At 61.2% G+C, this 12,302-nt stretch carries 8 protein-coding genes and 1 tRNA gene; 2 read left to right on the top strand and 7 right to left on the bottom strand.

What is annotated here, in order from left to right:
* Positions 1–11 precede the first annotated feature (11 nt).
* The gene (locus JMJ97_RS08365) at positions 12–2,882 is read left to right on the top strand and encodes an FtsW/RodA/SpoVE family cell cycle protein (RefSeq protein WP_152067843.1); all 2,871 of its coding nucleotides are present in this window, start codon (positions 12–14) and stop codon (positions 2,880–2,882) included.
* A 132-nt stretch (positions 2,883–3,014) separates the two neighbouring features.
* Positions 3,015–4,976, top strand: coding sequence for a Stk1 family PASTA domain-containing Ser/Thr kinase (gene pknB, locus JMJ97_RS08360; RefSeq protein WP_260699890.1), 1,962 nt, complete (start codon positions 3,015–3,017; stop codon positions 4,974–4,976).
* Between the two features lie 281 nt (positions 4,977–5,257).
* Here pknB and JMJ97_RS08355 read toward each other — a convergent pair.
* The 7 genes from JMJ97_RS08355 to JMJ97_RS08325 all read right to left on the bottom strand — a co-directional run bounded on the left by JMJ97_RS08355 (position 5,258) and on the right by JMJ97_RS08325 (position 12,227).
* Positions 5,258–5,333, bottom strand: a tRNA-Arg gene (locus tag JMJ97_RS08355).
* A 269-nt stretch (positions 5,334–5,602) separates the two neighbouring features.
* Positions 5,603–6,001, bottom strand: coding sequence for a DUF956 family protein (locus JMJ97_RS08350; protein WP_006235193.1), 399 nt, complete (start codon positions 5,999–6,001; stop codon positions 5,603–5,605).
* A 120-nt stretch (positions 6,002–6,121) separates the two neighbouring features.
* Positions 6,122–7,042, bottom strand: coding sequence for a PTS system mannose/fructose/sorbose family transporter subunit IID (locus JMJ97_RS08345; protein ID WP_055310058.1), 921 nt, complete (start codon positions 7,040–7,042; stop codon positions 6,122–6,124).
* 16 nt (positions 7,043–7,058) lie between these two features.
* Positions 7,059–7,877, bottom strand: a complete 819-nt coding sequence (locus tag JMJ97_RS08340) for a PTS mannose/fructose/sorbose transporter subunit IIC (protein ID WP_006235195.1) — start codon at positions 7,875–7,877, stop codon at positions 7,059–7,061.
* Between the two features lie 18 nt (positions 7,878–7,895).
* Entirely contained in the window at positions 7,896–8,885 is a 990-nt protein-coding gene (locus JMJ97_RS08335; protein ID WP_006235196.1) for a PTS sugar transporter subunit IIB, read from the bottom strand.
* Between the two features lie 405 nt (positions 8,886–9,290).
* Positions 9,291–9,719, bottom strand: a complete 429-nt coding sequence (locus JMJ97_RS08330; protein ID WP_260699888.1) for a hydrogenase maturation nickel metallochaperone HypA — start codon at positions 9,717–9,719, stop codon at positions 9,291–9,293.
* A 96-nt stretch (positions 9,720–9,815) separates the two neighbouring features.
* Positions 9,816–12,227 carry an FAD-dependent oxidoreductase gene (locus JMJ97_RS08325; RefSeq protein ID WP_260699887.1) on the bottom strand — a complete coding sequence of 804 codons (2,412 nt, stop codon included), beginning with the start codon at positions 12,225–12,227 and terminating at the stop codon, positions 9,816–9,818.
* Positions 12,228–12,302 lie beyond the last annotated feature (75 nt).

The raw sequence follows: 12,302 nt of genomic DNA, 5'->3' as shown, positions 1-12,302 counted from the left end.
GAGTGCCGCTTATGAGTCGCCGCAACACCGAGCTGCTCTTGCTCATCGCCTCGGCGTTCCCCGTCATCCTGCTGTATGCGATGTACGTGCTCACTGCGGGCGCCGCTATCTCCTTTGAGACGCTCGCCGTACCGATCGGCCTCTTTGCCGCCTTTGCCGCGGCCCACATTGCCGTGCGCATCTTGGCGCCCGGTGCCGACCCCGCCATCCTGCCCATCGTATTTATACTTTCGGGCATCGGCATCACGTTCGTGACGCGTCTCGCCCCCGCTCTCGCCATCTCACAGCTCATCATCCTGTTTGTCTCGGTGGCGCTCATGGTGGGAACGCTTGCACTAGTCAAAAACCTCGACGTGGTCATGCGCTACAAGTACACCTTTGGCATCATCGGCATCATCCTGCTGATGCTGCCTATCTTTATCGGCACCACGATCTCGGGCTCCAAGCTGTGGATTCGCATCGCGGGCTTTACCATCCAGCCCGGCGAGTTCGCCAAGGTCTTTATCGTGCTGTTCCTGGCCGGGTACCTGGCCGAGAACCGCGAGCTGCTCTCCATCTCCAACCGCAAGATCTTGGGCTTTAAGATCCCTCGCCTGCGACTGCTACTGCCGTTGTTTGCCGTGTGGGGTGTGTGCCTGCTCGTCGTCGTCTTCGAACGCGACCTGGGTTCGGCCGTGCTGTTCTACACCATCTTCTTGCTGATGCTCTACGTTGCCACGGGGCGCTTTTCGTATGTCGTTATCGGCCTTGCGCTCTTAGCCGTTGGAGCCGTGGGCGCCTACAAGTTCCTGTCGCACGTTCAGGTGCGTTTCCAGGTTTGGGTCGATCCGTTTAAGGACGCCCAGGGTCAGGGCTACCAAATCGTCCAGTCGCTCTTCTCGCTTGCCGATGGCGGTCTGGTCGGTGTTGGCATCGGCAACGGCATGGCCAACAACATCCCTGTCGTCGAGTCCGACTTTATCTTCTCGGCTATCGGCGAGGAGATGGGCCTTTTGGGCGGCGGCGCCGTGCTCATCCTGTTTATGCTCTTTGCCGTGCGTGGCCTCACCACAGCTGCCCGCGCAAAGTCCGACCTTGCCGCCTTTAGCGCCACCGGTCTTACGGCAGCCATCAGCTTCCAGGCCTTTTTGATCGTTGGCGGCGTTACCCGCCTGATCCCGCTGACCGGCGTCACCCTGCCCTTTATGAGCCAGGGCGGCTCCTCGCTGCTGGCGAGCTTTATCATCGTCGCGCTCCTGCTGCGCGCCGGTGACGAGGCGACCGGACGCGAGGCCGAGCTCACCGGCACCGGCACCATGGCCGCCATCACCGATGATCAGGTCGCATCTGCCGCCGCCCCGACGGGCACGCGCTTTGCCACCTCGTCTTCCTACGGCAGCGGCAGCCATTCCGTCGGCTCGCGCATGCGCCGTCGCCTGCTCGACACGCCTGAATCCGGTGTGCTCGGTCGCGTGGCGCTCGCCAACCGTCTAACCCGTGCGGTGCTCGCCTTTACGGCGCTGTTCGCCATCCTTATCGGCAACCTCACCTATGTCCAGGTCATTAAGGCCAAGGACTATCAGGACATGCCGACCAACAACCACACCATCGCCCGCTCCAAGTACATCCAGCGCGGCTCCATCATCACGTCCGACGGCGTGACGCTGGCCGAGTCGCTGCAGCAGGAGGACGGCACCTACGTACGCTCCTACCCCAACGGTAACCTGGCAGCGCACGTGGTTGGCTACGTGAGCCAGCAGTATGGCACCACCGCCATCGAGAGCGTCATGAACGACACGCTCACCGGTTCTAAGGACTACTCTAGCTGGAACAACGCCATCGCGTCGCTCGCGGGCCAGACCCAGCCGGGCAACACCGCCAAGCTCACCATCGACTCGCGCATCCAGACGGCGGCCGAGCAGGCACTCAAGGGCTTTAAGGGCGCTGTAGTGGTCATCGACCCGCGTACCGGCGCGGTGCTCGCATGTGCCAGCTCGCCCACCTACGACAACACCAACATCGATGCCCTGCTGCAGACGGGCGGCGGCGAGGACGGCTCCATGTACAATCGCGCCATGGACGCGCTGTACACGCCGGGCTCCACGTTTAAGGTCGTTACGCTTTCCGCGGCACTCGAGACCGGTACCGCCAGCCTGACCAGCACCTACCAGGCGCCCGGCTCCATGGACATCGGCAACGCACCGGTCACCAACTATGCCAACGAGAGCTACGGCACCATCAGCCTGCAGCAGGCCTTTGCCGTGTCCTCCAACGTCGTCTTTGGCCAGGTGGCAAACGAAGTTGGCGCAAACACGCTCGTACAGTTTGCCAACGCCTTTGGCTACGGCCAAAAGCTCGGCCAGGACCTGACCTCCGCGGCCTCCATCATGGCCGACCCGTCGCTCATGACCGAGTGGGAGACCGCCTGGGCCGGCGCCGGCCAGCCTGTCGGCATGGACCACACGCCCGGCCCGCAGACCACCGTCATGCAAAACGCCGTGATTGCCGCCGCCATCGCCAACAGTGGCGTGGTCATGGACCCGTACTTTGTAGCCCAGGTACTTGCCCCGGACGGAACCGTGGTCAAGACCACGCAGTCCCGCTCGCTGGGGCAGGCCGTCAGCTCCGCCACGGCCGACCAGGTCAAGCAGGCCATGCTTGCCGTCGTCCAGTCCGGCACCGGCACCGATGCCCAGATCCCCGGTGTCAAGGTCGCCGGCAAGACCGGCTCGGCCGAGACCGGCGGCACCAACGTCAACTCTATGTTCGTTGGCTTTGCACCTTACGATTCACCCACGGTCGCCATCTCGGTGGCCTTGGAGGATTTCGACAAGCATGACGTCAAGGCCGCCAAGATCGCCGGTATCGTCCTGACCGCGGCGCTTGCCGCACAGGGAGCGTGATGCCCATGATCGAATCGGACACCCGAGGCGCGCCGCGGCCGAAGAGTTAGCGGCAAAGCGCCACACGGCCCCAGCGGCCACATCGTAGGTACTACACACATCGTTGAGCGAATAGTTATGTTAGGAGCAGGAATGGAACAGAGGGTCCTCGGGGGAAGATACCTCCTCAAGGATAAGGTGGGAACAGGCGGCATGGCGACCGTCTACCGTGCACAGGACCAGGTCCTCGACCGCACGGTAGCCGTCAAGATTATGCTGCCGCAGTATGCTGGAGACGCAACCTTCGCCGCACGCTTTAAGCAGGAGGCCCAGGCAGCAGCCGGTCTCTCCTCCCCCTATATCGTGGGCGTCTACGATTGGGGCAAGGACGGCGACACCTATTACATCGTCATGGAGTACCTGCGCGGCACCGACCTTAAGAGCGGCATCAAGAGCCACGGCGCCCTCGACCCCAAGAAGGTCGCCCAGATCGGCTCGCAGATCAGCTCTGCGCTTTCGGTCGCCCACAAGCACGAGATCATCCACCGCGACATTAAGCCGCAGAACATCATGGTGCTGCCCGACGGCAACATCAAGGTGATGGACTTTGGCATCGCGCGTGCCAAGAACAGCCACCTCACACAAGACAACAACGTGCTGGGAACCGCCCACTACGTCAGCCCCGAGCAGACCCGCGGTCAGGACCTCGGCCCCACCTCGGATATCTACTCGCTGGGCGTCGTGATGTACGAGTGCGCCACCGGCCGCGTTCCCTTTGACGGTGACGACGCCATCTCGGTCGCACTCAAGCAGGTCAACGAGCTGCCTATTCCGCCGAGCCAGATCAACTCCGGTGTCGACGCCGACCTTGAGCGCATCATCCTCAAGTGCATGGAGAAAGACCCGGCAAACCGCTTCCAGACCGCCGACGAGCTGCGTCAGGTGCTCAACAGCTACCTGTCGGGCCGTGCCGTCAACGTCTCGGAGCCCACGCGCATCATCGGTGCCCCCGGTGAGCTGGGCGCCACCAAGACTCGCGAGCTTTCCGATCAGACGCGCGCCATGGTGCGTCCCGTTTCGGGCGTGAGCGGCCAGAATACCGCCCGTAGCTCGGTTTCGGGCTCTACCGGCTCCTACGAGGTCGAAAAGCCCAAATCCAACAAGAACAAGATCATCGCCGCCGTGGTGGCAGCCGTTGCCGTCATCGGCATCGTGGTGGCCTTTGCCACAGGACTCTTTGGCGGCGAGCAGGTCACCGTGCCCGATGTGCTGGGCAAGGACCAGCAGACTGCCGTCGAGCTGATCAAGGAAGCCGGCCTCGAGGTCGGCACCATCGACCAAAGCTACAACGACGATGTCGACGAGGGCAAGGTCGCCGAGCAGACGCCCAACGGCAACACCAAGAAGGCCAAGGGCACCAAGGTGAACCTGGTAATCTCCAAGGGTCCCAAGCCCTCCGAGAAGGTTGAGGTTCCCCAGCTTCTCGGCCTGACCAAGGACCAGGCCGAGGCCGCGCTGGCAAGCGTTGGCCTGAAGGGCAACGCCTCCGAGGAGGCCAACGAGGCCGATGAGGGCCAGGTCTTTGAGCAGGGCACCGAAGCCGGTAAGGAAGTCGCGAAGGGCACGACCATCTCGTACAAGGTCTCGAGCGGCCCGGATACCACGTCCGTCCCCGATCTGACCGACATGACCGAGGCCCAGGCGCGCAACGCCCTCGATATGGCAGGCTTTGGCGTCGACGTTAGCTACCAGGAGAACGACTCGGTTACCGAGGGCACCGTGATCAGCTGGAACCCCAGTGGCAAGCAGAAGCCCGGCGCCACGATTACCGTCGTCATTGCCAAGAAGTCCGGCAAGGCCAGTGTTCCGGGCAACCTGTACGGCAAGAGCATCTCCGCCGCCGTCACCGCGCTCAACAACGCCGGTTTCTATAACATCGGCTTCTGTGACCAGAACGGCAATCCCGTAAGCGGTAACGAGGATGCCACCGTTACGGGCGTCTCCCCCACCGGCAAGCAGTCCACCGACAGCACGATCACGCTAACAGTCGCACTTTCTGGCTCTGGCTCTGGCTCTGGCTCGGGCACGGGTGACGATTCCGGTACGACCAACTAGTCGCCACCCCACCGCCCATCACGGCTTTCGCCGCAAACATATTCGCTCACAGGCGCCCGCTTGCTCCCCCAGCAAGCGGGCGCCTCGTTTTTGACATCGCATGAACCAGAAGAGCCAGGCACCGTAGCGGTACCGGGCTCGATATTCCTCTGGTGCCCCCGGGCGGATTCGAAACCCCCCCCCCGCGGGGAAATTGGTGACGCGGGTGTCGACGGCTCGAATCCGCCGGCGGTCCCACAAACCAGAAACGGCGCCACTCTCGCGGCGCCGTCATAATCTTCTGGTGCCCCCGGGCGGATTCGAACCGTCGACACCCGCTTTAGGAGAGCGGTGCTCTATCCCCTGAGCTACGGAGGCATGTTGTACTAGTGTAGCAGATTTGCGCCACTGCCATGCAGCGCATAGCCACTCTTCGAAGTTACGGTGGAACAGCCTTCCGGAAAGCGTGTCCCACTATCCAGACGAAATCTGGGACGGGCTTTCCGGATGGGGCCTCTCTAGGAAACTACGACCCGGAATTTGAGCTCGAAACGGGATATGGTTTCCCAATTGAGCCTGTTCCGGAAACTGCATCCCAGAATAGGCGCTCAAACCGGGATGATATTTCCCCAACGACTACCCAACGACTAGTTGCCTTTGTGGAAGAGGTTTTTGATAACGGAGGGGATGCTCTTGGCGCCCTTGGCCGTCACATCGATAAAGTCGGGCGATCGCACGAGCTTATCCTCGTCGACGTACTTGCGGACAGCACGAAGCGTCTCTTTGTCGTCGCGCGTCGAAAACGTAAAGTGACCGTTGTCCTTGGTGAAGATGGCAAAACGCGTGATCTTCTTGGTGCCGCGTAAAACCTCGGCGGCAATATAGTCGACCTCGTCCCACGGGATTTGAATATAATCCTCGGGATTGCGCTCGTTGTAATACTCGAACGCCTTATTGCCCACCATCACGTTACCGTGGCTGGTAAGCCCCATCAGGCAGGTTGCCGGCGTTGCCAGATCGACCGTGCTGTTCTGAGATTGCGCCATGCGCGCCTCGCCCTCCAAATAAAACAATCGGACCGCATCCAGTGTACCCACCGGGTGCGGTCCGTTTCAATGGCTCAAAAGCCCTTGCCTAGCAATTCTCGGTCTTAAGCCGAAGCGTGCTTACATGAAGCCGCAGAAGCGACCGATGATGCCGACGGCGAAGAGAGCCAGGATGATGACGATCGGGCTGACCTTCTTCTTGAGGAGCTTGCAGACCAGCAGGGTCAGGCACACGGCGGCAAGGCCGGGGATGAGCTGATCGAGGTTGGCCTGAAGCGTGGTGACCTTCATCTGATCAAGGGCGGTAGCACCGACGGAGTTGTACATCGTCAGCGCTTCCTTGATACCCTCGGAACCGGAGGGCAGGCTAGCCCAGTCGATAAAGGCGCCAGCAGACTGCTTGACCGTGGAGACGATCGGGGTGAAGGAAATGGACACCCAGCGCTCGACCAGGGCGCCGATGATGAACATACCCAAGATGGAAGCGCCCTCGGTGACCTTGCCCATCAGACCACCGGAGAGGTCCTTGGCGATGGAGGAGCCGACCTTGTAGCCAAACTCCTGCGTGTACCACAGGAAAGCGTAACGGATGATGTTCCACGCGAAGAAGAACAGCAGCGGACCGACGATGCTGCCGGACATGGCCAGGGAAGCGCCCAGAGCGCCCAGAATCGGGCGAAGGGTGAACCAGAAGACGGGGTCGCCGACGCCGGCGAGCGGGCCCATCATACCGACCTTGACGCCCTGAATGGCGACGTCGTCAATCGGGGCACCGTTGGCGCGCTCCTCCTCGAGAGCGAGGGTAACGCCAATGACGGGGGCGGAAACATAGGGGTGGGTGTTATAGAACTCCAGGTGGCGCTTAAGAGCGGCAATCTGGTCATCCTTGCTGGTGTAGAGCTTCTTGATCGCAGGGATCATTGCGAAGCACCAGCCGCCGTTCTGCATACGCTCGTAGTTCCACGAGCCCTGAAGGAACTGATGACGGAAGCAAACCTTCTTGCGGTCAGCCTTGGTGAGCTGAATCTTGTTCTCTGCCATATGTATCACTCCCCTCCTACTCGTAATCGTTCAGAATGTCGCCGAGCGGGTCGCCGGAGCCACCGCCCATGCCGCCACCCTGCTTGGCCAGATCCTTAAGGCCAAGGTAGATGAGGGCAAGGGAGATGCCGATGAGACCAAGGGCGATCAGCGTGAGCTGAGGGATGGCAGCAAGGACAAAGCCGAGGACGAAGAACGGCCAGGTCTCCTTGGTGGCCATCATGTTGATGACCATGGCGTAACCGACGGAAGCGACCATGCCGCCGCCGACAGCCATGCCGCCGGACAGCCAGTCGGGCATAGCGTTAAGCGCGTTGGTAACGGCCTCGGCCGGGATGACGCACAGAAGCACTGCCGGGATGGCGATACGAAGGCCCTGCATGAGGATGGCAGCATACTGCCAGCGCTCGATGCCGGAGAAGTCGCCCTTCTCGGCGCAACCGTCCATGGCGTGAGCGATAGCGGTAGCAATGGTACGGCAGATCATGGTCAGGAACAGACCAGCGACCGACAGCGGGACGGCGACGGCGATAGCGGTGGTAACGGCCTTGGCCGAATCGGTGGCGCCACCGTTGAGGGCGAGCACCATGATGATCGAAGAAGCGACCGAGGCCAGAGCGGCGTCAGGCGCGACAGCGGCGCCGACGTTAGCCCAGCCAAGGGCCATCATCTGGAGCGAACCGCCCAGGAGGATACCCTCCTGAAGGTGACCGGTTACGAGACCGATAAGCGTGCATGCCACGAGCGGCTGATGGAACTGGAACTCATCCAGAATGCCTTCCATACCGGCAAGCAACGCGACAATCGCAACAAGCAGAATAGTGATTGCAGACATGTATCGGACCCTCCTTTACTATGCTTGAGCGGCCAGTTCGGCCTTAGCTTTCTTCAACATGGCGTCGAGATCCTCGGAGGAATCCGAAGGAACCTTGCGGACCTCGAACTTGACGCCCTTGGCCTTGAGGGCCTCGAGAGTCTTGACGTCGTCATCGCCCATAGCGACGGCGTTGGTGACGACGACCTTGCCCTTGGAGTGAGCCATGGAACCGATGTTGACTTCCTTGATGTCGACACCGGCCTCGATGGCCTTGAGCAGATCCTGCGGGTTCTCAAAGAGCAGCATGGCCTTGGTGTCACCAAAGCGCGTGTCCTTGACGACCTCGGCCATCTTCTTGATGGGCACGACGTTGGCATGGACTCCCGGAGGGGCAGCCTGCTCGATCATGGTCTTGCGGAGCTCGTCGTGAGCAACGCCGTCGGAAACCACGATGATGCGGTTGGGGTTGATCTGCTTGGTCCACGTGGTGGCCACCTGGCCATGAAGCAGACGGGTGTCGATACGGACGTGGGCGATCTTGATGTGCCCATCGCCGATGACCGTTCCCGGAGGGATGGCGCCTGCAGGAGCAGCGGCGGCCGCAGCCGGCTTCTTCTCCTCGGGCTCCAGAGACTCGGGCTTGACGCGCACGCCAGCCTTAGCCTCAGTCACGAGATGTTTTGCGATCGCATGTGCAGTGTTCTTTGCGTCAAAGCGCTGCGAATATGCCTCGATGAGCATAGGCAGGTTGACACCGGTGACGATAGCCCAGGAATCATGGCCCTCGATGAGCCCGCTGATCTGGTTGAACGGCGTGCCGCCCCACAGATCAACGAGGAAGAGCACCTGCTCCTGGTCTTCGAAGGAAGCGATTGCTTCCTCGACCTTGGCACGGAAGTCGTCGGGGCCCATGCTCGGCTCGAGCGAGACCACCGCAACAGACGGCTGATCGCCAAAGACCATCGAGCCCGTCTGCTTGATTCCAGCTGCCAAGTCCCCGTGGCTAGCAAGAACAATACTTACCATCACATAACCTCCTTTTTGTCTACGTATTTCCTACACGACATGAAAGGAGTATAGCTGTTTGGTTTGTGGAATTATAGCTAAATCCGCAAAAGGTTGGATTATTTGTTTAAACGTCTAGGTTTGTTACAAGTTGATTACGTTACTGCTTTTTGACTCATTACACGACAAGGCGTCGCTCATCAAGCCAAGCATTTTACAGATACAAGCAGGCTGTTCATTAATATCGATTTTAGGCAAGCGCGAATGCGCTTGTACTGCCGCTATTTTGTTTAAACAGACATGGCTTGACTATTTTCGTGACTTATGGTCTATGAAACCACTCAAAATAGTTGCGGTGGAATAGTTCTTGTTTAAGAGCCAGAAGGCTGGATTTAGGAACTATTTCACCGCAACTTATAGGGAATCCTAGGCGATGTGGAGTGGGTTGGCGGCGTCGACGGCATCGGGGGCGTCGGAGAGGCCGTCAGGAGCAGCGTCTGCCGGATCCTCTTCGGGGGTCTCGATCTGTTTGATCATGACCTCTTGGCCCTGCAGCAAATAGGTCTCGCCGCTACCGCAATGGGGACAGGTCTTGCCGTGCTCGACCGTCGCGTAGTCGCAGCCGCACGCCTCGCAATGTGTCACGGCCTCGACGGGCTCCACGATAAGCTCCGCACCCTGCGCGATAGGCTTTTTATCTGCTGCCCAGCGCCAAGCGTCGAGCAGCAAGTCGGGAACGACGCCCGAGACCTCGCCCAACAGCAACGTCACGCTCGAAACGCGACGCACGCCATGAGCGCGCGCCACATTCTCAACATCGCGAATAATGTGATAAACGATTCCCAATTCATGCAAGGTAGAAACCTTTCAACAACGGTTGATGCGATGCAAACTCAAAGCAAGGGGACGGCGAAATCTAGTCTGCGCCGTCCCCTTACCCGCCATGGTTACCTATTTACGACCGAACTTGATTTTGATTGCACGCTTTAAAGCATACTTGCCCAGGCTCGGGAGCTTTTGCTCGTATTTGACCATCGTGGAGCACTCGGGGCGGTCGCGATCTAGATGGATGGCGTCGAACGCGCACTTGGTGGTGCACAGGCCGCAGCCGATGCACTTGTTAGGGTCGACGATCGAGGCGCCGCAGCCCAGGCAGCGGGCGGTCTCGGCGCGCACCTGCTCCTCGGTAAAGGTCTCAACATACTCGCTAAACGGCGCATCCTTCTCGCGTTCGCGGTCCACATGCGCAACCTCGCGGCTCGCGTTGTCGTAGCTCTCGAGCACAACGTCGTCGCGGTCGAGCGCGGTGTAGCGGCGCTGATTGCGGCCGATGGTGAGCGTGGATCCCGGCTGCACAAAGCGATGGATGGACACGGCGGCCTCGTGGCCGGCGGCGATAGCGTCGATGGCAAAGCTGGGGCCGGTGTAGACGTCGCCGCCCACAAAGATGTCTGGCTCGGCGGTCTGGTAGGTCTGGGGATCGGCAAGGGCACCCTGGCCGCGGCCGAGCTCCACCTTGGAGCCAGCCAGCAGGTCGCCCCACACAATGGACTGGCCAATCGACATGACGACACGGTCGGCATCGACACGGCGCAGATCGTTCTCGTCGTACTCGGGCGCAAACCGGCCCTTGTCGTCAAAGACACGCGTGCAGCGCTTGAAGGTGATACCACACACACGGCCGGTCTCGTCCAGATGGACCTCCTTGGGACCCCAACCGCAGCTGATGTGCGCGCCGTCCTCAATGGCCTCGCGACGCTCCTCCTCGCTGGCGGGCATCTGGGCCTCGCTCTCCAAGCAGAACATCTCAACATGCTCGGAGCCCAGACGGCAGGCGTTGCGGGCAACATCGATGGCCACGTTGCCGCCGCCCACCACGATAGTGCGGCCGGACAGGGTATCGATCTTGCCGCTGTTGACCTCGCGCAAAAAGTCGACGGCTACGGTCACGTCCTCGGCATCCTCGCCCGGAATACCGGCGAGGCGGCCACCCTGGCAGCCGATGGCAACATAAAAGGCCTTAAAGCCCTGCGCGCGCAGCTCATCGAGCGTCACGTCGCGACCGACCTCCACGCCATAGCGGAACTCGGCACCCATCAGGCGAATGACCTCGACCTCGGCCTCGATAACATCCTTCTGCAGCTTAAAGCTGGGAATACCGTAGGTGAGCATGCCGCCCGGGCGCTCGTTCTTCTCGAATACGACGGGCTTGTAGCCCTTCTCGGCCAGGTAGAAAGCGCAGGACAGGCCGGCCGGGCCGGCACCGATAATGGCGACCTTCTGATCGAAGCCGCCGGCGCGCGTTGGCGTCACCACGGGCGGAACATAGCGGGTCGCGGCATCCAGATCGCGCTGGGCGATAAACTTCTTGACCTCGTCGATAGCCACGGCGGCGTCCACACGGCCGCGGGTGCAGGCATCCTCACAGCGGCGGTTGCACACACGGCCGCAGATAGCGGGCAGCGGGTTCTCGCGCTTGATGAGCGCCAGCGCCTCGTCATAGCGGCCCTGCGCCGCGAGCTTTAAGTAGCCCTGGACGGCAACGTGCGCGGGGCAGGCCGTCTTGCAGGGCGCGGTGCCGGACTCGTGCGTCTCGATACGGTTATCGTTGCGGTAGTTGGGCGACCACTTGGTGTGGTCCCACTTGGTGGCATCGGGCAGCTCCTGGCGCGGATACTCGGGTACGCGGCCGCCGGCCTTTTTGCTGCAGAGCTTTTGGCCCAGCTTGGCGGCACCGGCCGGGCACACCTCAACGCAGCGACCGCAGGCCACGCACTTGTCCTTCTCGACCTTGGCGACATAGGCCGAGCGTGACAGGTTGGGCGTGTTGAACAGCTGCGAGGTGCGCAGGGCATAGCACACGTTGACGTTGCAGTTGCAGATGGCGAAGATCTTGTTCTCGCCGTCGATGTTGGTGATCTGGTGCACAAAGCCGTTGTCCTCGGCCTGGCGCAGGATGTCGTAGACCTCGTCGCGCGTCACGTAATGGCCGCGGTCGGTCTCAACCACATAGTCGGCCATATCGCCCACGGCAATGCACCAGTCGGCGGGGTCGTCGGCGCAGCCCTCACCCATCACGCGACGGCTCGCGCGGCAGCTGCAGGTGCTAGCGGCATATTTGCCATCGTATTTGTCGAGCCAGTGCTCGATATGCTCGATCGGCACCGAGGTGCTCGCGGCGTCGATGGCCTTCTCGACCGGAATGACGTGCATGCCGATGCCGGCGCCTCCGGGCGGCACCATCGGCGTGGCCTTGGACAGCGGTCCCTTGGACGCCTGCTCAAAGAACTTGGCATAGACCGGGTGCTCCTCGAGCTGGCTCACGCGCATGTTGAGGAACTCGGCAGAACCCGGCACCAGCATGGGCAACACCCATTGCTTGGTGAACTGCACCCCAAAACTTGGACGGCTTAAATAAGAACTACGCCGCAAGGGACT

The organism is Collinsella aerofaciens, assembly GCF_025289055.1.
Classification (GTDB): domain Bacteria; phylum Actinomycetota; class Coriobacteriia; order Coriobacteriales; family Coriobacteriaceae; genus Collinsella.
Note: the sequence above shows the minus strand (reverse complement) of the source record. Positions and strands in the feature narration are given on the sequence as shown.

What these genes read in the sequence shown, in the direction of transcription:
- JMJ97_RS08340 (WP_006235195.1), bottom strand. Translation starts at nt 7,877, where the DNA reads ATGTCTGCAATCACTATTCTGCTTGTTGCGATTGTCGCGTTGCTTGCC.
- JMJ97_RS08350 (WP_006235193.1), bottom strand. Translation starts at nt 6,001, where the DNA reads ATGGCGCAATCTCAGAACAGCACGGTCGATCTGGCAACGCCGGCAACC.
- pknB (WP_260699890.1), top strand. Translation starts at nt 3,015, where the DNA reads ATGGAACAGAGGGTCCTCGGGGGAAGATACCTCCTCAAGGATAAGGTG.
- JMJ97_RS08335 (WP_006235196.1), bottom strand. Translation starts at nt 8,885, where the DNA reads ATGGTAAGTATTGTTCTTGCTAGCCACGGGGACTTGGCAGCTGGAATC.
- JMJ97_RS08325 (WP_260699887.1), bottom strand. Translation starts at nt 12,227, where the DNA reads ATGCTGGTGCCGGGTTCTGCCGAGTTCCTCAACATGCGCGTGAGCCAG.
- JMJ97_RS08345 (WP_055310058.1), bottom strand. Translation starts at nt 7,042, where the DNA reads ATGGCAGAGAACAAGATTCAGCTCACCAAGGCTGACCGCAAGAAGGTT.
- JMJ97_RS08365 (WP_152067843.1), top strand. Translation starts at nt 12, where the DNA reads ATGAGTCGCCGCAACACCGAGCTGCTCTTGCTCATCGCCTCGGCGTTC.